At 62.5% G+C, this 26,052-nt stretch carries 29 protein-coding genes; 17 read left to right on the top strand and 12 right to left on the bottom strand.

Going from position 1 to position 26,052, the window contains the following annotated elements:
- Nucleotides 1-207 precede the first annotated feature (207 nt).
- Nucleotides 208-1,428, top strand: a complete 1,221-nt coding sequence (locus NKI41_RS06660) for an AI-2E family transporter (protein ID WP_352542394.1) — start codon at nucleotides 208-210, stop codon at nucleotides 1,426-1,428.
- Here the strand turns inward: NKI41_RS06660 and NKI41_RS06655 are convergent.
- The 3 genes from NKI41_RS06655 to NKI41_RS06645 all read right to left on the bottom strand — a co-directional run bounded on the left by NKI41_RS06655 (nucleotide 1,416) and on the right by NKI41_RS06645 (nucleotide 3,808).
- Complete coding sequence (locus tag NKI41_RS06655) at nucleotides 1,416-2,312, bottom strand: DMT family transporter (protein ID WP_352472036.1); 897 nt, start codon at nucleotides 2,310-2,312, stop codon at nucleotides 1,416-1,418. The two genes, NKI41_RS06660 and NKI41_RS06655, sit on opposite strands and share 13 nt — an antisense overlap.
- A 122-nt stretch (nucleotides 2,313-2,434) precedes the next feature.
- Nucleotides 2,435-3,199 (bottom strand): arginyltransferase, encoded by a 765-nt coding sequence (locus NKI41_RS06650; protein ID WP_352472035.1) that lies wholly within the window; start codon nucleotides 3,197-3,199, stop codon nucleotides 2,435-2,437.
- A gap of 138 nt (nucleotides 3,200-3,337) precedes the next feature.
- Nucleotides 3,338-3,808: an RDD family protein gene (locus NKI41_RS06645; protein WP_352472034.1), complete on the bottom strand. Its 471-nt coding sequence runs from the start codon at nucleotides 3,806-3,808 to the stop codon at nucleotides 3,338-3,340.
- 210 nt (nucleotides 3,809-4,018) lie between these two features.
- Here NKI41_RS06645 and sthA point away from each other — a divergent pair, with 210 nt between their 5' ends.
- Entirely contained in the window at nucleotides 4,019-5,407 is a 1,389-nt protein-coding gene (gene sthA, locus NKI41_RS06640; RefSeq protein WP_352542395.1) for a Si-specific NAD(P)(+) transhydrogenase, read from the top strand.
- A 9-nt stretch (nucleotides 5,408-5,416) separates the two neighbouring features.
- Here the strand turns inward: sthA and NKI41_RS06635 are convergent, their stop codons facing one another.
- Nucleotides 5,417-6,091: an alpha/beta hydrolase gene (locus tag NKI41_RS06635; RefSeq protein ID WP_352682068.1), complete on the bottom strand. Its 675-nt coding sequence runs from the start codon at nucleotides 6,089-6,091 to the stop codon at nucleotides 5,417-5,419.
- Nucleotides 6,092-6,306: 215 nt separating this feature from the next.
- Between NKI41_RS06635 and NKI41_RS06630 the strand changes: the two genes are divergently transcribed.
- On the top strand, nucleotides 6,307-7,482 hold the full coding sequence (locus NKI41_RS06630; RefSeq protein ID WP_023674470.1) for an OpgC family protein: 1,176 nt from the start codon (nucleotides 6,307-6,309) through the stop codon (nucleotides 7,480-7,482).
- Nucleotides 7,483-7,505: 23 nt separating this feature from the next.
- Here NKI41_RS06630 and NKI41_RS06625 read toward each other — a convergent pair whose 3' ends face one another.
- Nucleotides 7,506-8,588: a LacI family DNA-binding transcriptional regulator gene (locus NKI41_RS06625; RefSeq protein WP_352682066.1), complete on the bottom strand. Its 1,083-nt coding sequence runs from the start codon at nucleotides 8,586-8,588 to the stop codon at nucleotides 7,506-7,508.
- Between the two features lie 161 nt (nucleotides 8,589-8,749).
- Here NKI41_RS06625 and NKI41_RS06620 point away from each other — a divergent pair, with 161 nt between their 5' ends.
- Nucleotides 8,750-8,893: a hypothetical protein gene (locus NKI41_RS06620; RefSeq protein WP_352472030.1), complete on the top strand. Its 144-nt coding sequence runs from the start codon at nucleotides 8,750-8,752 to the stop codon at nucleotides 8,891-8,893.
- A gap of 57 nt (nucleotides 8,894-8,950) precedes the next feature.
- A complete protein-coding gene (locus NKI41_RS06615; RefSeq protein WP_352472029.1) occupies nucleotides 8,951-9,094 on the top strand; it encodes a hypothetical protein in 144 nt (47 codons plus the stop codon).
- Nucleotides 9,095-9,120: 26 nt separating this feature from the next.
- On the opposite strand, the gene NKI41_RS06610 is transcribed toward NKI41_RS06615, so the two are convergent.
- Together NKI41_RS06610 and NKI41_RS06605 are read right to left on the bottom strand one after the other, a co-directional pair.
- Nucleotides 9,121-9,489: a DUF423 domain-containing protein gene (locus NKI41_RS06610; protein ID WP_352542399.1), complete on the bottom strand. Its 369-nt coding sequence runs from the start codon at nucleotides 9,487-9,489 to the stop codon at nucleotides 9,121-9,123.
- Between the two features lie 53 nt (nucleotides 9,490-9,542).
- Complete coding sequence (locus tag NKI41_RS06605; protein ID WP_352682064.1) at nucleotides 9,543-10,793, bottom strand: multidrug efflux MFS transporter; 1,251 nt, start codon at nucleotides 10,791-10,793, stop codon at nucleotides 9,543-9,545.
- A 196-nt stretch (nucleotides 10,794-10,989) separates the two neighbouring features.
- Here NKI41_RS06605 and NKI41_RS06600 point away from each other — a divergent pair, with 196 nt between their 5' ends.
- Both NKI41_RS06600 and NKI41_RS06595 read left to right on the top strand, forming a co-directional pair.
- Entirely contained in the window at nucleotides 10,990-11,652 is a 663-nt protein-coding gene (locus NKI41_RS06600) for a GntR family transcriptional regulator (protein WP_352472024.1), read from the top strand.
- Nucleotides 11,653-11,748: 96 nt separating this feature from the next.
- The gene (locus tag NKI41_RS06595; protein WP_023674477.1) at nucleotides 11,749-12,006 is read left to right on the top strand and encodes a DUF982 domain-containing protein; all 258 of its coding nucleotides are present in this window, start codon (nucleotides 11,749-11,751) and stop codon (nucleotides 12,004-12,006) included.
- A gap of 51 nt (nucleotides 12,007-12,057) precedes the next feature.
- On the opposite strand, the gene NKI41_RS06590 is transcribed toward NKI41_RS06595, so the two are convergent.
- A complete protein-coding gene (locus NKI41_RS06590; protein WP_254817539.1) occupies nucleotides 12,058-12,216 on the bottom strand; it encodes a hypothetical protein in 159 nt (52 codons plus the stop codon).
- A 113-nt stretch (nucleotides 12,217-12,329) separates the two neighbouring features.
- Nucleotides 12,330-13,373: an aldo/keto reductase gene (locus NKI41_RS06585; RefSeq protein WP_352472022.1), complete on the bottom strand. Its 1,044-nt coding sequence runs from the start codon at nucleotides 13,371-13,373 to the stop codon at nucleotides 12,330-12,332.
- Nucleotides 13,374-13,653: 280 nt separating this feature from the next.
- Here NKI41_RS06585 and ppk2 point away from each other — a divergent pair, with 280 nt between their 5' ends.
- Nucleotides 13,654-14,574: a polyphosphate kinase 2 gene (gene ppk2 / locus NKI41_RS06580; RefSeq protein WP_352472021.1), complete on the top strand. Its 921-nt coding sequence runs from the start codon at nucleotides 13,654-13,656 to the stop codon at nucleotides 14,572-14,574.
- Nucleotides 14,575-14,622: 48 nt separating this feature from the next.
- Here the strand turns inward: ppk2 and NKI41_RS06575 are convergent, their stop codons facing one another.
- A complete protein-coding gene (locus NKI41_RS06575; protein WP_352682061.1) occupies nucleotides 14,623-15,270 on the bottom strand; it encodes a dihydrofolate reductase family protein in 648 nt (215 codons plus the stop codon).
- Between the two features lie 59 nt (nucleotides 15,271-15,329).
- On the opposite strand from NKI41_RS06575, the gene NKI41_RS06570 reads away from it, so the two are divergent.
- The gene (locus NKI41_RS06570) at nucleotides 15,330-15,650 is read left to right on the top strand and encodes a hypothetical protein (RefSeq protein WP_352682059.1); all 321 of its coding nucleotides are present in this window, start codon (nucleotides 15,330-15,332) and stop codon (nucleotides 15,648-15,650) included.
- A gap of 16 nt (nucleotides 15,651-15,666) precedes the next feature.
- Here NKI41_RS06570 and hemB read toward each other — a convergent pair whose 3' ends face one another.
- Both hemB and NKI41_RS06560 read right to left on the bottom strand, forming a co-directional pair.
- On the bottom strand, nucleotides 15,667-16,698 hold the full coding sequence (hemB, locus tag NKI41_RS06565) for a porphobilinogen synthase (protein WP_352542426.1): 1,032 nt from the start codon (nucleotides 16,696-16,698) through the stop codon (nucleotides 15,667-15,669).
- Nucleotides 16,699-16,784: 86 nt separating this feature from the next.
- Complete coding sequence (locus NKI41_RS06560; protein ID WP_352472018.1) at nucleotides 16,785-17,609, bottom strand: DUF8605 domain-containing protein; 825 nt, start codon at nucleotides 17,607-17,609, stop codon at nucleotides 16,785-16,787.
- Nucleotides 17,610-17,754: 145 nt separating this feature from the next.
- Between NKI41_RS06560 and NKI41_RS06555 the strand changes: the two genes are divergently transcribed.
- The 8 genes from NKI41_RS06555 to nrdR all read left to right on the top strand — a co-directional run bounded on the left by NKI41_RS06555 (nucleotide 17,755) and on the right by nrdR (nucleotide 26,050).
- Nucleotides 17,755-18,798, top strand: coding sequence for an enoyl-CoA hydratase/isomerase family protein (locus NKI41_RS06555; protein WP_352682057.1), 1,044 nt, complete (start codon nucleotides 17,755-17,757; stop codon nucleotides 18,796-18,798).
- Nucleotides 18,795-19,217 (top strand): DUF6163 family protein, encoded by a 423-nt coding sequence (locus tag NKI41_RS06550; RefSeq protein WP_023674485.1) that lies wholly within the window; start codon nucleotides 18,795-18,797, stop codon nucleotides 19,215-19,217. The genes NKI41_RS06555 and NKI41_RS06550 overlap by 4 nt, the downstream gene beginning before the upstream one ends.
- A gap of 202 nt (nucleotides 19,218-19,419) precedes the next feature.
- Nucleotides 19,420-19,935: a transcriptional regulator LdtR gene (gene ldtR / locus NKI41_RS06545; RefSeq protein WP_023674486.1), complete on the top strand. Its 516-nt coding sequence runs from the start codon at nucleotides 19,420-19,422 to the stop codon at nucleotides 19,933-19,935.
- Nucleotides 19,936-20,273: 338 nt separating this feature from the next.
- Nucleotides 20,274-21,527, top strand: coding sequence for a L,D-transpeptidase family protein (locus NKI41_RS06540; RefSeq protein ID WP_023674488.1), 1,254 nt, complete (start codon nucleotides 20,274-20,276; stop codon nucleotides 21,525-21,527).
- 129 nt (nucleotides 21,528-21,656) lie between these two features.
- Nucleotides 21,657-23,303: a Na+/H+ antiporter gene (locus NKI41_RS06535; RefSeq protein WP_352682055.1), complete on the top strand. Its 1,647-nt coding sequence runs from the start codon at nucleotides 21,657-21,659 to the stop codon at nucleotides 23,301-23,303.
- 116 nt (nucleotides 23,304-23,419) lie between these two features.
- Nucleotides 23,420-24,733: a serine hydroxymethyltransferase gene (gene glyA, locus NKI41_RS06530; protein WP_352449301.1), complete on the top strand. Its 1,314-nt coding sequence runs from the start codon at nucleotides 23,420-23,422 to the stop codon at nucleotides 24,731-24,733.
- Nucleotides 24,734-24,802: 69 nt separating this feature from the next.
- Nucleotides 24,803-25,387 carry an invasion associated locus B family protein gene (locus NKI41_RS06525; RefSeq protein ID WP_352682053.1) on the top strand — a complete coding sequence of 195 codons (585 nt, stop codon included), beginning with the start codon at nucleotides 24,803-24,805 and terminating at the stop codon, nucleotides 25,385-25,387.
- 153 nt (nucleotides 25,388-25,540) lie between these two features.
- The gene (gene nrdR, locus NKI41_RS06520; protein WP_352501513.1) at nucleotides 25,541-26,050 is read left to right on the top strand and encodes a transcriptional regulator NrdR; all 510 of its coding nucleotides are present in this window, start codon (nucleotides 25,541-25,543) and stop codon (nucleotides 26,048-26,050) included.
- Nucleotides 26,051-26,052 lie beyond the last annotated feature (2 nt).

Raw genomic sequence — 26,052 nt, 5'->3', positions numbered from 1 at the left:
AGAGGGGATCCCCGCGCATGAAGCGCCAGCCTGCTTTGTTCGTGGTAAGGTCGCGTCAGGACGTCCCGACCCCCTCTGTCGCCTTCGGCGACATCTCCCCCTCAAGGGGGGAGATTAGCAGCGCCACCCGAACATTTGGAATGTCGTCACGATTGCTGCACTATATCAGTGCATAAGCGATGCGATGGGCTAGGGAGAATTGGGCGCTTGAAGGAAATCAGGATCCAGAAGCCGGAGCGGCAACAGCGTCTGTTTGGCCTGTCGACGCCGCTCAGGGCCGCTGTCATTCCACCGCTGTCGGCGGCGCGCTGGCTCCTGGTGCTGATCGTCGCCGCCGGCGTATATTTTTTCCACGGCTTCCTGTTCCCGGTCCTTGCCGCCCTGGTTATCGCTTTCGCCAGTTGGCCGCTCTATCGGCGGCTGCTCGCAGGCGTCGGCGGCAACCGCACGATTGCCGCTACGCTTGCGATCCTGTTCATCCTGACCTTCCTGGTGGTGCCGATCGCGCTTGCCGGCACCTACGCCATCAACGAGGTGCGCGAATGGGTCGGCTGGGCTATCGAGACCAACCGCTACGGCGCGCCGACGCCGCACTGGATCGCCACGCTGCCTGTAGTAGGCGAATGGCTCAATGAACAGTGGACGGTCAACGTTGGCCATCCAGGCGGTATCGGCGAACTGATCCAGCTGATCAGCGGCGCCAATATCGGCAGCATCTATCGCGGCGCGCTTGCCGCCGGCGGCAGCGCCTTCGGACTTTTGCTGACGCTGCTGTTCATGATGATCGCATTGTTCTTTGCCTATCGCGACGGCGAGCATTTCGCCGGGCAGGTCGATCGCCTCGGCGAACGCATCCTGCCGGCCCGATGGGAACGGATCTCACGCGTGGTGCCGGCGACGATCTCGTCGACGGTTACCGGTATGACCGTTATCGCCATCGGCGAAGGACTGGTGCTGGGCATCGCTTACTGGTTGGCCGGCGTACCGTCGCCGGTGACGCTCGGCGCGCTGACCGGCATCATGGCGCTTATCCCCGGCGGCGCGCCGCTGTCGTTCACGCTGGTCTCGATCTATCTCGCCGCCAGCGGCTCGCCGATGGCGGGGCTGGCGCTGTTCGTCTGGGGCGCGGTCGAACTCTTCATCGTCGACAAGACATTGCGCCCGAAGCTGGTCGGCGGGCCGATAAAGCTGCCCTTCCTGCCAACCTTTTTCGGCCTGATCGGCGGCGTCAAGACAATGGGTTTTCTCGGCCTGTTCATCGGCCCGGTGCTGATGGCCCTGCTGGTCGCAATCTGGCGCGAATGGCTGCGCGAGGTGGAACTGACCGATGAACTCGCTGCCGCCGAACCGGCGGAGCAGGAAGATGCACCGCCGCAGATTGAAATTGTTGCCGAACGCGCCGCCGCGAAAAAGAATCAGGCCGGGTGACTGACGGCGAACGTGGCGCGGCGCTTGCGCCCGTCGTGCAACTGCCAGAGCGAATGGCCGATCAAGGTCATGATGAGGATCGCGCCGCCGATCAGGCTGTTGCGCGTCGGTGTTTCGGCGAAGATCATCCACACCCAGACCGGCGCCAGCACGGTTTCAAGCAGATAGAACATCGCCACCTCCGGCCCGGAGATGTATTTCGGGCCGTTGGCGAGGCAGAAGAACGAGATCGGCATGATGACGGCACCGTTGAAGACGATCCACCATGGCGCGTTGACGTGAAAACCCACCTTGGAAACCATCAGGGTGGCGACGGCCAGCGGCAGGACCACTCCGATCAGCGCCGTGAAACCCATATCCTTGCCGCTGGCGCGCGAGATGGTGATGGCCGCGGCGATCATGAAAGCCGAGCATAGCGCCATCAGGTCGCCGAAGAGATGTCCGGTTCCAACGGAATCGCCGACAATGATCGTCACGCCGACGATCATAAGTGCCAGCGCTGCAAGCGTCAGGGGCCGTGGCCTCTCCTTCAGGAACAGCCATGACAAAAGGGCCGCGAACATGGTTGTGAACGCCAGGATGAAAACGAGGTTGGCTGTCGAGGTATTGTAGACACCGGTGATGAAGGCGATCGAGCCGAGCCCGTAGAGGCCGGCAACGATGAGCCCTGACCAGCCCGGTACAAGCTGCGGTGCCTTTGCGCTCAGCGATCGCCAGGCGGCCCAGATGATAAGCGTGGCGACGAAGGTCGTGCCGGTGCGCAACAGCAGGATCGTCCACGCCTCGCCGTCGGCGAGCCGGATCAGCGGAATGTCGACGGTCAGCGTCAGCCCGCCGATGGCGGTGATCAGAAGGCCTCTCTGGTGGTCGTTGTGGGAAGACATGCGGCAATTCTCGCGTAGGCTTGGAGGCGCAAAATTGACCCGCCCGGTTTCCCAGCCGATCGGCCGGAAGCCCAGCGGCATCCTCCTCGAAACAATTTAAGAGTGAATACCGAAAGCGAAGATCAGCGCGAAACCGCTTCGTGATTGTAGCGTTCCCAGCCTTTCGGGCCGAGATGCTCCTGCGGCTGGAAGCGCATCTTATAATTCATCTTGCGCGAGCCGTTGACCCAGTAACCCAGGTAGACATGGGGCAGGCCCATCGCCCTGGCGCGGGCGATGTGATCGAGGATCATGAAGGTGCCGAGCGAACGGTCCTCGAAGTCCGGGTTGAAGTAGGAATAGACCATCGACAGGCCATCGGCCATCTTGTCGGTAAGCGCCACGGCGATCAGTTCGCCCTGGCCCTTGCCGGTAATGAAGCTGTCAGGTCCGCGGCGACGGTATTCAATGACCTTGGTGTCGACATGGGTATCCTCGACCATCATGGCGTAGTCGAGCACGGTCATGTCAGACATGCCGCCACGGCGGTGGCGGACGTCGAGATAGCTGCGGAACAGCGAATACTGTTCGGTGGAGGGTTCGGCGTCGTGCATGGCGCCGACCAGATCCGAATTATGCTGTATGACCCGTTTCATGTTGCGGCTGGCGGTGAATTCCTGCGCCAGGATGCGCACCGACACACAGGCGCGGCAGGTCTCGCAGGCCGGCCTGTAGGCGATGTTCTGCGACCGCCTGAAACCGCCCTGCGTCAACAGATCGTTCATCTCGGGGGCCTTGTCGCCGACCAAGTGTGTGAACACCTTGCGCTCGAACTGGCCCTCGAGATAGGGACATGGCGAGGGCGCGGTCAGAAAGAACTGCGGCGACTGGGTCGGGTGCTGCGTCATCGAGCCTTGGAAATACTCCTGCGAATCGCTCTACCTTTGGCGCGGACGCCGAAAAATTCAACAGGATTGTGAAAGCCTGGTTGATTGGACGTCTTCACATTTGTGCGCAAAGGCTGCGGCCGCGCTTCAAAAGTCTGCTCAGCGGCCACTGCGGCTGACAACGGTGCCGAGCAGCAGGTCGTGCAGCGTGCGCTTGCGGTCGGAAAACAGGCTCACCAGCAGGACCAGCGGCGAAAGGATGACATTACCGGCCCAAAACAGCACCGAATGCACGACGGCGGTCAGCCCGTCGATGCGGCTGCCGTCGAGTCGGTCGAGCCGGATGCCCATCATCTTCATGCCGGTGGTGGCCTGGTCTTTACTGCCGAGCGTGTTCCAGATGTAGAGGATGGCGACGGTCGGCACGAGAATGGAAAACAGCATCCAGCCGAGGCCGAGCGTCAACAGCCCGAACAGGAACACCAGGATCGCGAATGGAATGGTGAGCAGCGCGACGATGAAATAGTCGATGACGAAAGCGAGAATGCGCCGCGTGCGCACGCCCTCATAAGAGCGGACATCTTCGAGCCTGCTGGTGATGATTTCGCCGTCGAGAACGCGAGCGTTCATGTCATTTCCTCGTAATCGAACCCGGGTTAATGCACGGGCCGCGTATTGATGAAATGGTGAAGGTTCGCGGCGGAATCAAGATCGAGCCTTTCGCCGCCGTGTAGATGGCGACAGAGCGCCTGGGGCCGTCTGACTTGTTGAATTCACGGCGCGGATAGCGTTAGTTTGCTGCGGCGCACAAAGCGCGCCGAGCCGAGGGGACGGGGCGACATGGACTACGACATGCTGGTCATCGGCAGCGGCCCATCCGGGCGCCGCGCCGCGGTGCAGTCGGCCAAGCTCGGCAAGTCGGTGCTGGTGGTCGACAGGGGCCGGCGTCTCGGCGGCGTTTCGGTGCATACCGGCACTATACCGTCGAAGACGTTGCGCGAGACGGTGCTCAACCTCTCCGGCTGGCGCGAGCGCGGCTTTTATGGACGCGGCTACCGCGTCAAGCAGGACATTTCGGTCGGCGATCTGGTCGAGCGCCTGCACAAGACGCTCGACCATGAGGTCGAGGTGCTGCAGCACCAGTTCATGCGCAACACGGTCAAGAGTGCGCGCGCCGCGGTAAAATTCCTGGGCCCCAACAAGGTCAGCCTGACCACCGACACCGGCGACTACAGCGAGGTTGGCTTCGCCCATGCGCTGATCGCGGTCGGCACCCGGCCGCACCGGCCGCGCGACGTGCCGTTCGACAAGACACGGATCTTCGACAGCGACGAGATGCTGGAGCTCGATCGGCTACCGCGCACGCTGACGGTGATCGGCGCCGGCGTCATCGGCGTCGAATATGCGACAATCTTTTCGGCACTCGACGTTCCGGTGACATTGGTCGAGCCGCGCAACACGATATTGGATTTCGTCGACCGCGAGATCGTCGACGACTTCATCCATCAGATGCGCGACCGCGGCATGACCATCCGATTGGGCAGTGCCGTCAAGGAGATCGCCTCGAAACCCGACTATGCTGAGGTGACGCTGGCCGACGGCCGCACCATACGTTCCGAGATCGTGCTTTATGCCGCGGGACGCACCGGCAATGTCGGCAATTTAGGGCTCGACGCCGTCGGCATCGAGGCTGATTCGCGAGGCCGCATCAAGGTCGATCCGCAGACCTTCCAGACCAGCGCGCCCAACATCTATGCCGCCGGCGATGTCATCGGCTTTCCGAGCCTGGCATCGACCTCGATGGAGCAGGGCAGGGTGGCCGCCTGCCATGCCTTCGGCGTGCCCTTGCCGCCCCCGCCCGAAACCTTTCCCTACGGCATCTACGCCGTGCCGGAAATCTCCACCGTCGGGCAATCCGAGGAGCAGGTGCGCGAGAGCGGTGCCGCCTACGAGGTCGGCGTGGCGCGGTTCCGCGAGACATCGCGCGGCCACATCATGGGTGTCAACACCGGTTTCCTGAAGCTTCTGTTCTCGATCGAAACACGCCGTCTGCTCGGCGCCCATATTGTCGGCGAGGGCGCGACCGAACTCATCCACATCGGCCAGGCGGTCATCAATCTCGGCGGCACAGTCGACTTCTTCGTCAACAACACCTTCAACTACCCGACGCTGGCGGAAGCCTACAAGATCGCCGGGCTGGACGCCTGGAACCGCATGGGGCGAGGGTAGCTTCGGGGCTCATCGATCCGACGCTGCAACGGCGACCGCAGGATCCGCCAGCCATTGCCTGACGATGTCGGCGTCCGGATCGCCAATTTCATGGCCGGAGGCGACGGTGTGGGCCTCGACCTTGGCGCCATGCGAGTTCAGTACAGCGGCCAGCACCGGCGCGAATGGCACGTAGGTCAGGTCGGCGGCGCCGGCGATGATCAGCGCCCGCGCCTTCGACAGGTCGGCCGGCGGCACCTCGTCGAGCACCGGCATCGGACGCAGCAATGCGGCGCGCTCGATGAGGCCCGGATGCAGCAGCATGACGCTTGAAACCAAATTGGCGCCGTTCGAATAGCCGAGAAAGGTCGCGCGGCGGAGATCGAGGCTGTGGCGCTTCGCGACGCCGGCGACGAAGCCTGCAAACGCATCTGCCTCCGCGCGGACACTTGCCTGCTCGAATCGCGTCGGGTTGATTCGCGTGAACCAGCGGAAACCGTCCTCCTGAGGGATGCGGCCACGGACCGTAACCAGCGCCGCATGCGGCGCGATTTGCCGACCAAGCGGCAGCAAGGTCGTCTCGTCGACACCCGATCCATGCAACAGGAACAGCCAGTCACCGGGTAAATTGGCGGATCGATGGAGCCGGTAGAAAAAGCCTGAATTCTCCTGCAAAATACCGTCTTCGAGGCTTTGCTCGGCCATAGGCACATCCTTTTGATTCCGCGTTACTTTCGTTAATTTGCCGGCTTCAAAACGGAATATTTTCAAGCTCCGCGAAAGTTGATTGAACCGGGCGCATTTCAGTCCGTTTCTTTGCCGATATAATCCCCGCGGGGGGATCGAAGCAGTGTGCGCCGGGTGGTCGCCCGAGGGATCGCATGCCGGGCATGAACAACCAGCTTTAAGGCCTTTTATCGATGACCATGCCAGTTTCGCCGGAACGCGATACGCGTATTGATGTGTTCCGGGCTCTCGCCCTCCTGACCATATTCGTCGATCACGTGCCGGGCACCGTGTTCGAAACCCTGACCTACAAGAATTTCGGGTTTTCCGATGCGGCCGAGGCCTTCGTGCTGATCTCCGGCATGTCCGTCGCTCTCGCCTACGGCACTAAGTTCCAGCCGGGAAACCGGCTGATTGCAACGCTGAAAATGTGGCGCCGCGCCGGCGTGCTCTACGTCACCCACATCGTCACGACGATGGTGGTCATGGCCATCTTCTGCGCGGCGGCGGTGTTTGCGAAACGGCCGGACCTTCTGACGCTGATCAACATCGAGCCGCTCGTCAGGAACCCGCCACAAGTCCTGGTCGGCATCGTCACGCTCGGCCATCAGCTCGGTTACAACAACATACTGCCGGTCTATGCGGCGCTGCTGTTGATGGCGCCGGTCTTCCTGCTGTTCATCAGCTACCGGCCACTGGCGGCGCTTGCTGTGTCCGCAGCCCTTTGGCTGATTGCCGGAATCTACCAGATCGCGCCGCCGAACTACCCGGAGCCCGGCTTCTGGTTCCTCAATCCGCTGTCATGGCAATTGCTGTTCAATATCGGCATGGCCAGCGTGTTGCATGTGCGGCGCGGCGGCACCATCCCGGTCAATCGCTGGCTGGTCGGCGCGGCCGCCGCCTATGTGCTGACGGCGCTCGTCTGGGTGCACAGCCCGCTGTGGGGGCATGTGTCGTGGCTCGACCTGCCGGTGGTGCTGACCGGTTTCGACAAGACGTTCCTGTCGTTGCCGCGACTGCTGCACATCCTGGCGATGAGCTACCTGGTTGTCGCCTTGCCTTTCGTCTCGAACCTGTTCCGCACCGGCCGCGACAATCCGCTCGCCATATTGGGCAAACGCTCGCTGCCGGTTTTCATTGCCGGCACGGTGATTGCCATGGCGGCGCAGGTGATGAAGCTGGTCAACCCGGGCGGCTTTGCCTATGACAGTCTGCTGCTCGCCGCCGGCATCGCCATGCAGTTCGCGCTCGCCTTCTATCTGGAATGGCTGTCCGCTATCGGCTGGTCCGGCAAGGGCAAGCCGGTCCGCAATGAGGCGCCGCCTGTCCGTCCATCCTTTGGCATCGGTCCCATGGCGGCCAACAGGTAAGATTTGGAGCCGATCTGCCCCAGTCAGCCTGTACTTGGCGGCGGTCCGGAAGATGCCCTGACGACAAGTTCGACGTCGAGCGTTTCTCGCCGCACGGTGCCGTCGAAGTCGAGGATTCTTCGCGCTGCCCGGCGGCCGATCTCGGCGATCGGCTGGGCGATGGTGGTGAGCGGAGGCTCGCAAGTTGCGGCTTCAGGCACGCCGTCGAAGCCGACGACGGAAATATCGCGGGGAACCGCGATGCCCCGTGCGTTGAGCCATTCCAATGCCACCATCGCGATCCGGTCCGACATCGCCAGGATGGCGGTCGGCGGTTCCGCCGAGGCGAAGATGGTTTCGAGACCGGCCCTTGTGCTCGCCTTATCGTTTTCCGTCTCGTAGACCGGCACCTTGGCGGTGTCGACACCAAACCGGGAAAGCTCTTCGAAATAGCCGAGGAGGCGGTCACGGGTTCCGGTATAGACTGCGGTCCGGACCTGCTCGGGCGAGACAAGACCGGTGCTGTCGTCGGCGAAGGCCAGCGACAGCACGGCGAAGCGGCGATGTCCAAGTTCCGCCAGATGGCGCGCCGCGAGCCGGCCGCCGGCAACATTGTCGATACTGATCGCCGAGACCGTCTCGTCCTGCGAGCCGAGCTCGAGCGCGACGAAGGGGAGCTTTCGTTCGCGCGTCAGCTCAACGAGACGCGGACCGCCCTCGATGCAGAAAAGGATGAAGCCGTCCACGAGGGCGCTCTGGATATTCCAGGCAAGTTTTTCCTCGTTGCCAGCCGACACGAGGGCTATCCCCGCGCCGGTGGCGTCGCAGGCTTCCGAGATGCCGGCCATCATCACGCGGGCAAACGGGTCGTCGAAGAAATAGGACAGCGGCTCGGTTGTGGCGACGCCGATTGCATTGACCTTGCCGGCGCGCAGCAGCCGGCCCTTGGGATCCGGGCCGGCGTAGCCCAGCGCCTCGGCCGCCGCCTTGACCCGCTCGCGGACTTCCTCGCGCACGATTTCGGGACGGCTGAAGGCATTGGAGGCAGTGCCGTGCGATACGCCCGCGGCTTTGGCGATGTCCGCCAGCCGGATGGGCCTCCTGCTGCCCTCGGTGGGTGATGTCATTTGTTCGTCTCCAGGACTCCTGTCCGACAGTAGTGCCGATTACTAACATCTTCCTTGGATCGATTCAAATTTTGCTTGACATTTGTGCTGTGACGCATATTCTTGAATCGATCCAAGAGCGGTTTTGCCCGCACATTGGATCGATACAAGAGGAGAGTGCCATGCACCCCGTCAATTATTTGTTCGAGGACATTTACCGGAACGACTGGAGCATCCGCTCGAGCGCGGAGGCCCGCAAGGGGCGCGACAGGACCGGTCCGTGGATTCGCGACCTGCGTTTCCTCGTAGGACGCAAGCGGAGCTGATCGGCGGCCTATTTTTTGTACCCGCTGATTGGATCGATTCAAAAAGGAGATTAAGCCATGCACCCGATCAAGCATCTGTTCGAAGACATCTATCGCAATTATTGGGGCATATCGCCGGCCACCGAACGGCCGGAGCGGCGGCGTGTGGTCAAAACGGCCAAACGCGACGGCCAAGTCCGGCCCGAACGTCGCCAAGACTGACAGAACCGGCGAACCTGGCTGCCGCGTCAAGGGCGCGGCCGCACCAGCGCCGAGGCGGCCATCATCAGCCAGCCGCCGATGAGCAACGTGCCGCCGATCGGCGCCGACATCGGGAACAGCCGCGAGCCAAGGAAGTCGCGGGCCAAAAGATCTCCCGAGAACAGCAGAAGCCCGACGAGAAGGATGAGGCTTCCGGTTCGCAGGATGCTATTGCCACCGAGCAGCCCGACGGCAAGGAAGACCGGCGCATGCAAGAGCAGGAAGGATGCGGCCGTACCGACCAAAGCGCCGCCGAGATGCGCCGCCGCCGCCGAAAGCGCCACGCCAGCCGCGCCGCATAGGCCGCCGGCAAAAACCAGAATGCGGCCGCCTGCCGCGTGTTCATCCGTGCTCATGTCCACGCCTCCGTGATTCCTGGCGACCGCCTGAGATAGTGCTGCGAACCGTGTCAGGATTTGCCGGCTTCCGCCAGCATGTCGCGCTCGCGGCGCGACTGGACCAGCCAGTTATAGGCCGCTCCGCCCGCCATCAGAATGGATGTGCCGAGAAACACCGAGCGCATACCGAAATGGCCGCCGGCAAAGCCGCCGAGCAACGGTCCGGCGACCTGCCCGACATATTGCGCCGAGATCGACAAGCCCAGCACATTGCCGCCGACCCCGTCGGGCACATTGTGGCGGATGACGCTGGTGATGCAGGGCAAAAGACCGCCAAGCGCTAGGCCCATCAGGAAACGCAGGCCGACGAGTTGCCAGCCCTGGGTAACGAAGGCCTGCGGGATCAGCAGCAGCGCCGAGACGGCGAGTGCGGCAACGATGACGTTCCAGTGGCCGATACGGTCGGCGAGATTGCCGAGCCGCGACGCCGACAGGATGGCGCCGAGCGCTGCCGCTGACATGACGATGCCGGAGACCAGCGTGACCTGGCACTGATCTTCGATGAGCTGCTGGACATAGACGGTGATGATCGGCTCGATCGACATGGTGGCGAAACTCAACAGCATGCCGGTCGCCAGCATGGCGACGACGGGGCGCTTGTCGGGAATCTGCGACCAGCTGTCCTTCACTTTTTCTTCTGACGCGGCCTTGGCGGCAACCGGGCGAGGCGCCTCCTTGATCAGCAAGGTGGTTGCCAGAAAAGCCAGGAAAATGACGCCGCCGGCGAGCAGGAATGTGGCGCGTATGCCAATCAGCGGCGGCAGCGCGCCGCCGAGCAGCGGACCGACCAGGGCACCGGCGGTGATACCGGCCGACAGAACGCCCAGCGCCCAGCCGGAGCGATCCTTCGGCGTCTGCATGGCAACCAGGATGGTCGAGCCCGAAGAATAGCCGCCGGCAAAGCCGATCAGCAGGCGCAAGAGCACCAATTGCCAGACAGTCTGCACCATGCCGGTCAGCGACATGCACAGCGCCATGCCGAAACTGGCGCGCACCAGCATCAGTTTGCGGCCGTAACGGTCGCCTAGCCGCCCCCACAGGGGCGCGACCAGCGCGGCGGCAAGGAAGGTGGCGCCGTAGGCGACGCCCGACCACTGCACGATCGCCGCATGGCCCTCTGCGCCCAGCTGCTCGACGTAAAGCGGCAGGAAGGGCAACAGCAGCGTCATCGCTACAAGCGTGCTGAACGAGCCGGCAAAACACACGGCGAGATTGCGGCGCCAGTGGACGTTGTGCGTGGCGCGGTTGGCGTCTTGCGGCATGTCTGTCCTGTCCGGCCAGCTTGCATGAAACTTGCTGTGGATACCAATCTGGGATACCAACCTGGTATCTGTCATGAACGCAAGCCCCGTCGCTGTCAATGCGGGCCTCTCAAACATGATCGACAAAGGCCGGCGTGATCGGCCAACGCCGGCCAGTGACCCGATTGCCGGAACGAATGACCTGAACGGAACGCCAATGTCGCAGATGCAGAACGTCGAAAAGCAGCTTCGCGAGATGATCCTCGGGCTCGAGATTGGTCCCGGCGAGCGGCTGACGGAGCGCTGGGTCGAAAGCCGCTTCGGCGCCTCGCGCACGCCGGTCAGGGCTGCGTTGCTGCGGCTCGAGACCGAAGGCCTGATCTGCCGCGACGGCCGCGGCTGGACGGTCTCGCCAATCAATCTTGCCGAGCTGGAGCAGATCGCCGTCTATCGCGAGGCGGTCGAGGTCGCGGCAGTCAGGCTGACTTGCACCTTGCAGGACAGAAGTGCCGTCGAAATCATCGAGGCGATGCTCGATTCCTGCGACGACAAGACGCCGCGCGAGGAATGGCATCGCGTCGGCAGGGATTTTCATATCGAGCTGGCACGCCTGTCAGGCAACGAGTTCCTGTTCAGAGCGGTTCGCGATGCGATGACGCGCCTGTCGCGCGCCCGCTGGCTCGAGGTTCGCGACGAGGCAGCGCTCGGCCGCGCCTGGGCCGAACACCATGCCATTCTGTCGGCGGTGCGGGCCGGCGATGCCGATACCGCCGCCCGCCTGCTTTCGGCCCATATCATCGGCAGCCGCGACCGGCTGGTGACCTCGCTGCGCAACGACCGGCGCGGCCTGCGCGCCCGTGGATTTGCCGTCGTCGCTTGAGTGAGGATCGGCTGCCATTGATCACGAAAAGAGCAGATGAGCGAAGAATGCTACTTTCGGTCTCGCTTCGCAAATGCCGATGGCGTAAGAGCGGCGATGGAAAACAACCGATTTGACACACCCGTGACCGTCAAGGGCGCGGCGGGAAGCAATCAGCTCTTGCGTACGGCCCGCGAGGCTTCCGACTACCTCCTCAACAATTGGCCCGGCAAGCGCAGCCCCAAGCACCGCGAAGCGTTGCAAGCCTGTCATGATGCGCTGGCCGGCGACAAGCCGGCCATGAACGCAAGACGGGCCTTCATTGCCGCCGCTCGTGAAGTGAACGTCTTCGTCAGCGACAAGGCGCCTGCCTGAGGCATAGCGGGATTTGACCGAGGCCCGGCCCGCCTGGCAGCCCGGATATCATCACTCTGCCGTTTCGGTTTTGGTTTGGGACTCGCTCTCGCCCTCGGGCTTCGATCGCTCCTTGGCTGCGACCTTGGCAGCCTGCTTTTCCGCCTTCTTGGCAGCCTTCTGCCGGTCGCGTTCCTTGCGTTCCTGACCGTAGTTCGGTGCTCGTGCCATATCGTTTCCTTTCGTTGTGCTTGGCCTTTGCCTAGGAGCATTGGACCGCAAACACAACACCGCAAGGCACGATCGGGCTCTATATCTCGGCGCAGTCCGGAGAGCCCGGCTTTTCAGGCGCCGTCGCGGTCGAGAACGAGATCGGCCGGCCCGAACCGGTCCTTTGCCGTGAATTGCTGGTGCCAGTAGGGATAGAGCACGGGCGGCCTGCTGACCACATCGAGCCGTGTGCGCTCCTCATCGGCAAGCACAAGGCTTGCAGCGGCGATATTGTCTTTGAAATGGGCTTCGGTTCGTCCGCCGATCACCAGCGAACTGACAGCGGGCCGGCCGAGCAGCCAGGCAAGCGCCACCTGCGCCGCCGACACGCCGTGATTATTGCCGATATCGATCAGCGTGTCGACGATCCGCCACAGCCGGTCCTCGTCGCGGATCGGCGGTTCCGACCAGCCGCTGAGCTGGCGGGCGGTCGGCTGGTCACGGTGGTATTTGCCGGACAGCAACCCGCCGGCAAGCGGGCTCCAGACCAGCACGCCGAGCCCCTGGTCGACCGAGATCGGCAACAATTCATACTCGGCCTCGCGCGCTTCCAACGTGTAATGGATCTGCTGGGTGACGAAGCGCGGCTGGTGATGACGGTCGCTGATCCCCAGCCCCTTCATCACTTGCCAGCCGGAATAATTGGAGCAGCCGACATAACGGACCTTGCCCTGCGCGACCAGCGTGTCGAGCGCGGCGATGGTTTCCTCAAGCGGTGTCAGGCCATCCCACTCGTGCAGGAAATAGATGTCGATGACATCCGTCCTGAGCCGCTTCAGGCTCCTCTCGCATTCGCGGATCAGATGGTAGCGCGACAGGCCTTCATCGTTGGGGCCTTTGCCGATCCGCATGCGCGCCTTGGAGGCGATCAGCACGTCGCCCTTGCGCTTGCCGCCGAGCGCCTCGCCGATGATCTCTTCCGACACGCCGTTCGAATAGACGTTGGCGGTGTCGATGACATTGACGCCGGCATCGATGCAAAGGTCGATCATCCGGCGCGCCTCGTCGAGGTCGGTCTTGCCGACCGCCGAAAACGCGCCGCCGCCGCCGAACGTCATGGTGCCCATGGTCAGCGTTGAAACCTTCAGCCCGGAACGGCCGAGAGTGCGGTATTCCATGTCGTGTCCTCACAATTTATCGGGAAAGGGCGTTGCAGACGACAGCCCTCAATGAACCGGCTATTTGTAGGATAATTCGTTCCGCTTGTCGCCCGTTCCGCAGGGCAAGCTCGATCACATCTTGCGGATTGAAACGCACAGCCAGCGCAGTAGTGGCTGCAATAAAACCGTCATTGCCGGCCTATACTAACATCGGTCCAGCGCTTCGATTTCCGGCCGCCGGGCCGGGCGGCAGAGCGCCTGACAGCGGCCGGCAAGGCCTGTAAGCGGAGCAGCGTAAATGACCGAGATAAAACAGAATTCCCCGGCCAGGGACTGGCTGGAAGCGGAACTCGCCGACACGCTGGATGAAGACTATGAGCTGGAAATCTCGGAGCCGGCGCTGTCGATGGAGATCGCCAAGATCTACAAGAATGCCCATCCGCCATCGATCGACCGCCTGCAGTATTTTCGCGATCTCATCACGCTGCAATCCGAGTTGATCAAGCTGCAGTCCTGGGTCGCCTATCACAAGAAGAAGCTCGTCGTGGTTTTCGAGGGCCGCGACTCGGCGGGCAAGGGTGGTGTTATCAAGCGCATCACCCAGAGGCTTAATCCGCGCATCTGCCGCGTCGCAGCACTTCCGGCGCCGACCGAGCGCGAGAAGTCGCAATGGTATTTCCAGCGCTACGTTCCGCATCTGCCGGCCGGCGGCGAGATCGTGCTGTTCGACCGCTCCTGGTACAACCGCTCCGGCGTCGAGCGGGTAATGGGCTTTGCCCAGCCGGATCAGGTCGAGGAGTTCTTCCGCGACGTTCCGGATTTCGAACGCATGCTGGTCCGCTCAGGCATTACGCTTGTCAAATACTGGTTTTCGATCACCGACGAGGAGCAGCAGATGCGCTTTTTGATGCGCATCCATGACCCGATGAAGCAATGGAAACTGTCGCCGATGGACCTCCAGTCGCGCGTGCGCTGGGAGCAGTACACCAAGGCCAAGGAAGAAACGTTCGCCCGCACCAATATCCCGGAAGCCCCGTGGTTCATCGTCGAGGGCAACGACAAGAAACGGGCACGGCTGAACTGCATCGACCATCTCCTCAAGCAGATGCCCTATGAGGAGGTGCCGCACGAGGAGATCACACTGCCGGAGCGCGTCTTCAATCCCGAATACGAGCGCCAGGTACTGCCGCGCGAACTGTATGTGCCGGAGAAGTACTGACTAAAGCGGCGAGGAGGGCGCCGCTCCATGGCGGCACCCTGCAACAAGCTAGGTGCGCTCGATGATGACATGCGTGGCCTTCGGCGTCGCGACCTGCTCGCTGCAGCGATAGCCGAGCTTGGGCATGTCGATGCCGGCAAAAAGGCTCTCGCCGGCGCCTAGCAGGACCGGTGAGATCGCCAGATGCATTTCGTCGATGAGCTTTTCCTTGAGATATTGCCGGATCGTAGAAACGCCACCGCCCAGCCGTACATCCTTGCCGTCAGCCACTGCTTTCGCCTTTTGCAGCGCTGAGTGGATGCCGTCGGTCACGAAATAGAAAGTCGTGCCGCCCTCCATGACAATGGGATCACGCGCATGGTGCGTGAGCACGAAGACCGGCACGTGGTAGGGTGGGTTGTCACCCCACCAGCCTTTCCAGCTGTCATCCGGCCATTCGCCGCGGATCGGCCCAAACATGTTGCGGCCGAGGATCCATGCGCCGACATTTTCGAAGCTGCGTGCTGCGAACGCCTCGTCAGTGTCCGTGGTCCCGCCATCCTTGCCGAGGACCATCTTGCGGAAGGTGCGGGTGCCGAACATCCATTCGTGCAGGGCTTCCCCGCCAACACCCAGCGGGTTCTTCAGGTCTTGGTCGGGACCGGCGCCGAAGCCGTCGATCGACAAGGTGAAAGCGCTGACGCGAAGCTTGGACATGGGAGCCTCCTTGATAACCAATTGTGACATGCAAGCAGTTATCGGGGTAGCTTAACTGATTGCATTTTGCAAGCGGTATTTTGCCGGCGGGGCAATCGCTTCCAAATCATGTTGGAATAACCAATCTCAATGTCGGCGCCGCCCGTCATCCGCCTGCCGGCAGCTTCTCCCTGTATAGTGACGGGGAGAAGGGGCTGGCCGCAACGTCGATGTTTTTTGCAACGCTGGAGATTGGTGAAATCTTTTACGAACGCGTCTTTCTCCCTGCCACTTTACGGGGAGAAATGCCCGGCAGGGCAACGAGGGGCAGCGTAAACTTGAAGCGATGTCCTGCGGCGTTCCATGTCGCGCTTTGGACGGACGAACACTATTCGATGTAGACGCTACAAAGGCGCATCACCCCTTGAGCATCGCCGCCACTTCCGGCGCGAAGTAGGTCAGGATGCCGTCGCAGCCGGCGCGCTTGAAGGCGAGCAGCGATTCCAGCATCGCCTTTTCGCCGTCGATCCAGCCATTGGCAGCGGCGGCCTTGATCATCGAATATTCGCCCGAGACCTGATAGGCAAAGGTCGGCATCTGCAACTCGACTTTCAGCCGGCGGATGATGTCGAGATAGGGCAGGCCGGGCTTGACCATCAGCATGTCGGCGCCCTCGGCCAGATCCTGCTCGGCCTCGCGCACCGCTTCGTCGGAATTGGCGTGATCGATATAATAGGTCTTCTTGTCGCCCTTGAGCAGGCCGGCGGTGCCGACCGCCTCACGGTAGGGGCCGTAAAAAGCGGATGCGAACTTGGTCGCATAGGACATGATCGCCACATCCTGAAATCCATTGGCGTCGAGCGCATCGCGGATGGCACCGATCCGGCCGTCCATCATGTCCGAGGGGGCAATGATGTCGGCCCCCGCCGCCGCCTGGATGACGGCCGCCGCCGTCACTTGCTCCACCGTTTCATCATTGACGATAATGCCCTCGCGCAAGATGCCGTCATGGCCATGCGAGGTGAACGGGTCAAGCGCCGCGTCGGTGATGATGCCGATCTCCGGCACCGCCCGCTTGATGGCGCGGGTGGCGCGGTTGATGATGTTTTCCGGATCGAGGATGTGCGAACCGGTCTGATCGCGCAGGCCGAGCTCCACATTGGGGAAAGTGGCGATCGCCGGAATGCCAAGCTTGGCCGCGCGCTCAGCCTCCTTGACGGCGAGGTCGAGCGACAGGCGGAACACGCCGGGCATGGCGGCGATCGGTTCGCGCACTTGTCTGCCGTCGACGACGAAGATCGGCCAAATCAGATCGTCGACCGAGAGCCGGTTCTCCTGGACAAGGCGGCGCGACCAATCGGCCTTGCGCATGCGCCGCAGACGCCGGCTGCCGGTGATCTCGTCGACGCTGCGCGCGCCGGCAGGCTTTGCAGGGGTGAATTTGTTCATCGCAAAAACTCCGGATCGGGCGGCTTTTACCACGAGCCTCCGCTGCTGACCAATGCGACACGATTGTGCCAGGGTCCTGTCGGGCGCTATTCTGGTTGGCCATTGCCCGACAGGATCTGCGCAGCACCCCGCATGGCGACGCGGAATGCCTCGTCGAAGCTGACGCCGCGCACTTGCCAATTGTAGCTCTTGCCATTCAAGGCAAGCCGCCAGTCGGCTATCCAGCCCAGTTCCTTGTCGCTCCAGACGATACTGCCGGCGAGCGCCTGGTCGGCTCCGGCCTTCCTGGCAAGCTGGTCCAGCGTCGTGATATCGGCATGGCGCAGGGCCTGGTCGTCAAGCTTCGAGGCCGACAGCAGTGACGCTTCGGGAAACACAATCGGCATGACCAGCGGACCGGTGGCATTGACGAAGGATTCGCGCATCGCCGCCCCGCGCTCATCGTCGGCGGTCAGCACGAACTGCCTTGTGCCTTGCTCCGCCGCCAGGAAAATTGCCAGGCGTGGCCGCTCGCCAAGCCATGGTTTGCTGCCAAGCGCGGCAAGCACCGGATCGATAACGTCAGGCCTGTACAGACAAGTGAGATCATGCGGCCGGTCATGGGTGCCTTGTTCGTCATGGATTGGAATGCCTTCGAGACGGTCGCGATAGCGGAATTCGGCAACGAAGCTGCCGGCCTTGTCGCGCAGCGCCGCCATCTCAGTTCTCTTCGGCAGCCGCTGATCGCCGGACACACGAACCAGCACCGCATCGAGGCAGGCCTTGAAGCCGATCTGCCTGTTGACCTCGCCCTGGCCGGTGACGATGGTCTGCGATTGATAGAGCTCGTCGACGGTTTCGGCCGATACGGGAGGAGTGTTCGCAGCGATCAGGCCGACCACCATAACAGCAAGGCGCGGCAACCAAGGCATGGTTCAACCTTCCGGTTCAAAGCGCCAGCATTAGCACTGGGTGACGCCGACGACCATGCAGCGGATTGGCCGCCGCCATTGACGCGGCCATGCGCCACGCTTTAGCACTTCACTCCCGGCGGGCGCGGGGAGGGATTCTCTGGCGATGGATTTTGGCGGAGGCGACGAGATTCGCTTCGAAAGATTGGGCAGGGCTGGCGTCGTCACGCTGACGCGGCCGCAGGCGCTCAATGCCGTAACCCACCGCATGGTCAAGGCGCTGGACAAGGCGCTGCGCAGTTGGGAGCGCGACGACGGCGTCGACGTTGTCGTCGTCAAGGCCGAGGGCAGGGCATTTTCGGCGGGCGGCGACATCCTCCACATCTACGAAGCCGGCCGCGCAGGAAGGCCTCCGGTCGATTTCTTCGCCGATGAATACCGGCTGAACGCCCGCATCGCCCGCTTCAAGAAACCCTATGTCGCGGTGATCGACGGCATCGTCATGGGCGGCGGCGTAGGTATCTCCTTCCATGGTTCGCAGCGAGTGCTGACCGAGAACGCCCAGTTTGCCATGCCCGAGGTCGGCATCGGCTTTTTCCCGGATGTCGGCGCCAGCCATCTGTTGCCGGATCTCGGCGGCAGCTTCGGCATGTATCTGGCGCTGACCGGCAACCGCATCCGCTATGGCGATGCTTTGTGGTCGGGCCTCGCCACCCATACGATCAAGGCGGAGGACCAGGCCGGCTTCCTCGACCGTCTGGCGGAAAGCGGCGACCCGGAATCGGTGCTGCGCGGCTGCTTCGTCCCGGCCAGGCGCGAGACCGACAGCCCGACGCTGGAAGCCATCGCCCGGCATTTCGCGCAGCCGTCGCTGGCCGATATCGTCGCCAGTCTGGAGCGGGCAGCCGCTGCCGACGAGTTCGCGGCGAAGACGCTGGCCACCATCCGCACACGTTCACCGACCAGCCTGCATGTTGCATGGCGCCAGATTAGCGCCGGGCAGACGTTGTCGATGGACGAGTGCATGAAAATGGAGTTCCGTATCCTCAACCGCATGCTTGCCGGGCACGACTTCTATGAAGGTATCCGCGCCGCCATCATCGATAAAGGCTCGACGCCGCAATGGCGGCCGGCAGGTATCGATGACGTCAGCGCCGCCAACGTCGACGCCTATTTCGCACCGCTCGGCGAACGGGAACTGAAGCTGTGAGCGAGGTCGCCTCGAGACGCGTGGTGCTGCAGCCCTCGACGATCGAGGTCATCTTCGCCTGGTTCCAGCGCGTCATCGCCGGCTACTGTCTGCTGTTCGGCATCTTGTACTGGATCCGGCTGATCGGCTTTTACCCCGGCCCGTTGTGGCGCTTCGACCTGATGCCGGTACACTGGCAGGTGGCGGCGGTGGTGCTGGCGGTGTTTTTTCCGTTCGCTGCCGCCGGCCTGTGGATGCTGGCGTCCTGGGGGCCGGTGATCTGGTTCATCTGCGCGGTGACCGAGTGCGTCATGTATGCTGGCTTCCCCGAGTTGTTCGGCCACCGGCCGCTGATCGTCGCCTCGCACCTTGCGGTGGCGCTGCTCTACATAGTGTTCCGCGTGGTGATCTGGATCCAGAAGCGGCAACCCCGGCGATAGCAATTCCGGCCAGGATCGTTGGCTAAATCTTTAGGTTAATTATCCTTGCTCGGGTGACCGTCCGTTAAGCCTCTTTCGAAACCCCTTACCGGTAAGCTCTTGTTAGCCTTGGCGTTTAAGTCGAATTTTATGAGTATTCGATAGTGTCGCGATCAAGGTGAAGAACAAAAAATCACCGGGCGACAAACGAGAGGCAAAGACAATGATCAATTCGCGTCCGGCGGCGAAGACCGCCAACGTATCCGATGACCGCCGCGAGGCGATCCGTTCGCTGTACATGGAATCGCTGCAGCTGGTCGAGCGGCTGCATCGCCGTCTGCTTGATGTGATCAAGGACGAATTCGACCGCAACGGTCGCTCCGACATCAACGCCATCCAGGCGCTGCTCCTGTTCAACATCGGCAATTCGGAGCTGACCGCCGGCGAACTGCGCTCGCGTGGCTACTATCTCGGCTCGAACGTCTCCTACAATCTGAAGAAGCTGGTCGATCTCGGCTTCATCAACCACCAGCGCTCGCGCATCGACCGCCGTTCGGTGCGGGTTTCGCTGACGCCGAAGGGCAATGAGGTGGCGGAAGTCGTCGCTGGCCTCTACGAGCGCCATGTCGGTTCGATCGAGCAGGTTGGCGGCATCAACACGGAAGAGTTCAAGCAGATGAACCGCGCCCTGCAGCGCCTGGATCGGTTCTGGAACGATACCATCGCCTACCGGATGTAATCGCATCCGCCGCATCTAGATCTGAAGCTGGACTACGGAAGTGCTGCCGCGGAGTGGACCAAAGGCCGGTGCCGAAAAGCACCGGTCTTGCCGTTTCGTCAGGCCGGCCGATCCAAATTCGAGCAACAGCCACGTTGCCGCCATATTCCAATGGAACCGAAGATGCGGGTGATGCTGGGGCCAAAGCCGTGCATTTGTCCTGTGCTCAAGTCACTTCCCATGTGGTTTTACACCGAAGTGATGCGGGCCATGGTTGGCTAATTGTTAAGAAGCCAACTCTAGAGTGCGGGCGAGACCGCCCGGTGGGTTGAATTGTAGCAAGAATGTCTGGAACGTCCATGAGAACCAGCCGCCGTTTCTTCCTTTCAGGAGCCTCTGCGCTCGCAGCCGCAATGGTCGCCGGCCGCGCCAGTGCGCAGGATGTGATCGGGGATATCCTGAAATCCTCGGCGCGCGGCAATTGGGACGACCAATTCGATGCGCGTGCCAGCGAAGGCGGCAAGGTTGCCTCGACGCTGCCGATCTTCAGCCTGCAGACGGTGTCCTTCACCGAGCAGGCGATCATGCAGTATCAGAATATCGTCGCGCAAGGCGGCTGGGAACAGGTTCCAGACACCAAGAAGCTGCAGCTTGGCGTCGAGGATCCCGATGTGGTGCCGCTGCGCAGGCGCTTGATGATATCGGGCGATCTGGCGCAGAGCGCCGGGCTCTCGGAAGCGTTCGATTCTTACGTCGACTCGGCGCTCAAGCGCTTCCAGTTGCGTCACGGCTTGCCGGCCGACGGAACCACGGGCAAATATACTTTCGCGGCAATGAACGTGTCGGCGCCGGTTCGGCTTGGTCAGCTCCAGACCAATCTGCAACGGCTGCGTGAGCGGGCCGGCACGCTTGGCAACCGCTATGTTCTGGTCGACATCCCGGCGGCGCAGATCGAGGCTGTCGAGAACGACCGCGTTGTGCTGCGCCACACCGCAATCGTCGGCAAGATCGATCGCCAGACGCCGATCGTCAATTCCAAGATCAACGAAATCATCGTCAATCCGTACTGGAACGCGCCGGTCTCGATCGTGCGCAAGGATATCATTCCGTTGATGCGGAAGGACCCCAACTATCTCAAGGATAGCCATATCCGCCTGTTTGCGCCGGACGGCAGCGAGGTCGACCCAATGACGGTCGACTGGTCGACCGATGATGCCGCCAAATACCGCTTCCGCCAGGATCCCGGTTCCGGCAACGCGATGGCCTCAGTCAAGATCAATTTTCCCAGCCCGGACGGCGTCTACATGCACGACACGCCGCAGCAGAGCCTGTTCGGCAAGCTGATGCGCTTCGATTCCTCTGGCTGCGTGCGGGTTCAGAACGTGCGCGACCTCGTCACCTGGATTCTGCGCGACACACCGGGCTGGGATCGCCAGCATTTCGAGGCGGCGATCAAGACCGGGGAGAACACGCCGGTGCAGGTCACCAATCCGGTGCCGGTTTATTTTCTCTACGTCTCGGCCTGGTCGACAGGGCCGGGCGTGGTCCAGTTCCGTGACGACATTTACGGCCTCGACGGGGCCAACGAGCTGCAGATCACATCCGCGCTCTAAACAGCTGAGTTCATTTGCAAAAAGGCCGCCGGAAGGGCGGCCTTTTTCGTTGCCGGGGTCTTTCGCGGCAAGCTTTGCTGGACTGATTGCCGGCAAAGAACGCGCGGCGCTGTAGTCGGAAATCGCATCATGCATGTCGCAATGTTCATTCTGGTCGTGCTCATCTTCGTCGCCGTTTCGGGCGCGCTGGTCCGGCTGGTGCGGGTGCCGCTGCCGGTACTGCAGATCGCCATCGGCGCGGCACTGGCTTGGCCGGTGCGCGGAATGCATGTCGAGATCGATCCCGAGCTGTTCCTGCTGGTGTTCATCCCGCCGCTGCTGTTCAGCGACGCCTATGGTGCGCCCAAGCGCGAACTGATCGCGCTGCGCGGGCCGATCCTCGACCTCGCCATCGGGCTGGTCTTCTTCACCATTGTCGGCTTCGGCTACGCTTTGCACTGGCTTGTCCCGAGCATCCCGCTCGTCGTCGCTTTCGCACTTGCTGCGGTGCTGTCCCCGACGGATGCGGTGGCCGTCTCCTCGATCGTCGACAAGAGCCTGGTCCCGGCCCGGCTGATGCACATCCTGGAGGGCGAGGCGCTGCTCAACGATGCGTCGGGCCTCGTGATGTTCCGCTTTGCGGTGGCAGCTGCCTTGACCGGCAGCTTCTCCTTCGTCGCGGCATCCGTGACTTTCCTCTATGCCGTCGCTGCCGGCATCCTGGCCGGCGTGGCTGCCTTGTTCGTCGCCGCCAAGGTGCTGCAATTGCTGAACCGTATCGGCGGCGTGCCGTCCGAGGCGCAGGTGCTGGTCATGGTCCTGCTGCCGTTCATCGCCTATCTCGGCGCCGAGAATGTCGGCGCCTCGGGCATTCTGGCGGCGGTCACGGCCGGAGTGCTCACCGGCGGCTCCGGGATTTTCCGCTTTCTCGGCGTCTCGGCGCGCATACAGACCGTATCGCTGTGGACGACGCTATCCTTCGTCTTCAACGGCGCGCTGTTCATCCTGCTCGGGTTGCAGCTTCCCGACATCATCGGCAACGTGCCGCCTGAGCTCGGCAGCCGCTATCCGGTCATCCAGCCAATCGCCACGGTGGTCGCGCTGACACTATGCCTGATCGGGCTGCGCTTCCTGTGGATCTGGGTCGGCGACATCGCGACGCGCGTCTCGGCGCGATTACGCGAGCAGAAGGCCGAGCCGTTCGGGCTGCGCGTCCGGATCGCCGGCTCTGTTGCCGGCGTGCGCGGCGCCATCACGCTGGCCGGCATCCTGTCGCTGCCGCTCACCATGCCGAATGGTTCGCCCTTTCCGGCGCGCGACGTCGTGATCTTCCTCGCCGCAGGCGTCATCATCTGCTCATTGTTCATTGCCAGCCTTGCCTTGCCCAAGGTGGCACGAGGGCTGGTCGAGCCGGGCGAGGATCCTGGCGCTGCCGAGGAGCGTTTTGCGCGCGTGGGCGCGGCCAAGGCCGCCATCGCCCGCATCGAGAGCATGGCCGGCGCGACCGACAGCGATGAAGGGGAAACACCCGGCGCCCGGCTTGCCGCCGCCGACAGCATCGTCGCCGGCTACCGTCGCCGCATCGCTGCCTCCGACGAGGCCGACGAGGCGCGCGCCGAGGCCCGCGAGGCCGGACGGCTGGAGCTCGAATTGAGGCTGGCGGGCATTGAGGCCGAACGCGCAGCGGTTCGCGCAATGTTTCGCAGCGGCCAGATTAACGACCATACGATGCAGGCGCTGTTCACCGAGATCACGCTCACCGAGGCCCTGCTGAAGGGCCGGCAGGCAAGGAAATAGAGGCTGCCAGTCCCTCTGGCGCAATCCGGCCAGCAAATTTCGCGCTGCAAACGTGGCGGGCCGAAAGCAACTGTGTTAATGGCGCGACAGACCCCGAACCTTGAGGATTTCAGCCCATGGCAACAGCAGCGGCAGTGTCGAACAAATTCGAATCCTTTTTCGAAACCACGCTTGCCGATGCCGACCCTGAGATTTTCGGCGCAATCCGCAACGAACTCGGCCGCCAGCGCCACGAGATCGAGCTGATTGCCTCGGAAAATATCGTCTCGCGTGCCGTGCTCGAGGCACAGGGATCGATCATGACCAACAAATATGCCGAGGGCTATCCGGGCAAGCGCTACTATGGCGGCTGCCAATTCGTCGATGTCGCCGAGGAACTGGCCATCGAACGCGCGAAAAAGCTGTTCGGCTGCAACTTCGCCAACGTCCAGCCGAATTCCGGTAGCCAGATGAACCAGGCGGTGTTCCTGGCGTTGCTGCAGCCCGGCGACACCTTCATGGGCCTCGACCTCAATTCCGGCGGACACCTGACACATGGCTCGCCGGTCAATATGAGCGGCAAATGGTTCAAGGTCGTCTCCTATGGCGTACGCCGGGACGATCATCTGCTCGACATGGATGCGATCGAGAAGACCGCCCATGAGACCAGGCCGAAATTGATCCTGGCCGGCGGCACAGCCTATTCACGTGTCTGGGACTGGAAGCGTTTTCGCGAGATCGCCGATTCGATCGGTGCCTATCTGATGGTCGACATGGCCCACATCGCCGGCCTGGTCGCCGGCGGCATGCATCCGTCGCCGCTGCCGCATGCCCATGTGGTCACCACCACGACGCACAAATCGCTGCGCGGGCCGCGCGGCGGCATGATCCTTTGCAACGACGAGGATATTGCCAAGAAGATGAATTCGGCCGTCTTCCCCGGCCTGCAGGGTGGACCGCTGATGCATGTGATCGCCGCCAAGGCGGTGGCTCTGGGCGAGGCGCTGAAGCCGAGCTTCAAGATCTATGCGGAGAGCGTCGTCGCCAATGCCAAGGCGCTGGCCTCCAGTCTGCAGGAAACCGGTCTCGACATCGTCTCCGGCGGCACCGACAACCATCTGATGTTGGTCGACCTGCGTCCCAAGAACGCAACCGGCAAGCGCGCCGAGGCTGCCCTTGGCCGCGCCAACATCACCTGCAACAAGAACGGCATCCCCTTCGATCCGGAAAAGCCTTTCGTGACATCGGGCGTTCGGCTCGGCACGCCGGCCGGCACCACGCGCGGCTTCGGTCAGGCCGAGTTCCGCGAGATCGGCAAGCTGATCGCCGAAGTGCTGGATGGACTGAAGGTCGCCAATTCCGACGAAGGCAACGCGGCCGTCGAGGCAACCGTGAAGGCCAAGGTGGCGGCATTGACGGATCGTTTTCCGCTTTACCCGTATCTTGGTTGACGCAGGGCGCCAGCCCCCAACTGTGACGGCGCCGATCAACTGGCCACGGCTGCATCTCGGAGACGTTTGATGATGATGCGAATTTTCCGTTTCACCAGTGTTGGCGCTGCCTTGCTCACCTTAGCGACCTCTCAGCTACTCGGCGCGGCCTTGGCGCAGACCGAGCCGACGCCGGCAGCACCCAAGACAGAGACTTTTGGCAGGTGGTCCACCACGGTGGACGAGGTCAACACCGGTGAGGACGTGCGCAAGACCTGCGCCGCCTCGACGGTCTTTTTCGACGCTAACGGCACCAGTGGCACCCTCACGCTGGCCATCTCGAATGGCGACGTACTGCCACCCGAGGGCTATCCGAGCCTCATCATCGCCGTGAGAAACAGTGACTTGCCCAAGGGGGACAACATCCCGGCGGTGTTCCGCGACGTCAACGACAAGATCAAGGCTGGCTTTCATATTATCGCCGACGGACAGTGGATGATGGACAACAAACCCGAGACCACGGTTGCCATACTGCGTGACATGCGCCGTACCAGCGCCCTCGATGTCAGCTTCGCCGACAAGCCGGTCGCGACGATATCGATGGACGGCTTCACCAAGGCCTATCGCTATCTCGGCACGTCCTGCGGCTTCCCGACCGGCGACGTCGCTCCCTGATTGGCGTATTGCCGTCCAACTAATTGCCGCTCTCGCAATTTTCCTCGTGCCTCGCTATCTCTGAGACGCGATCGGTCATCGGCCATACTTTGCCATCGTGGCAAAAACCTCTAAGCCGTTCGCACTACGAGAATCGCGAACCGAAGGCTCTCCATGCGCTGTCCCTACTGTCAGTCCGAAGATACGCAGGTGAAGGATTCGCGCCCTGCCGAAGACGGTGCAGCGATCCGCAGGCGGCGCGTCTGCCCGGATTGCGGCGGCCGCTTCACCACTTTCGAGCGCGTCCAATTGCGCGATCTCGTCGTGGTGAAGAAGTCTGGACGCAAGGTGCCGTTCGACCGCGACAAGTTGCTGCGCTCTGTCGAGATCGCGGTACGCAAGCGCAATGTCGACCCGGAACGTATCGATCGGGCGGTGACCGGCATCGTGCGCCAGCTCGAAAGCTCGGGCGAGACCGAGGTGGCCTCGGGGGAAGTCGGCCGGCTGGTCATGGAGGCGCTTAAGTCGCTCGATGATGTCGCCTATGTGCGCTTTGCCTCCGTCTACCGCAATTTCCGCGAGGCCAAGGATTTCCACGACGTGTTGGGCGAACTCAAAGGCGACGAGCTCAAAGCCGACGAGCTCAGGGGCGAAGAGCTGAAGAGCGAAGAGGACGCCAGCTGAGC

The sequence above is a fragment of the Mesorhizobium sp. M0601 genome, assembly GCF_040320845.1.
Lineage (GTDB): Bacteria > Pseudomonadota > Alphaproteobacteria > Rhizobiales > Rhizobiaceae > Mesorhizobium.
The sequence above is the reverse complement of the archived record's forward strand: the minus strand, read 5'-3'. Positions and strand labels throughout refer to the sequence as shown.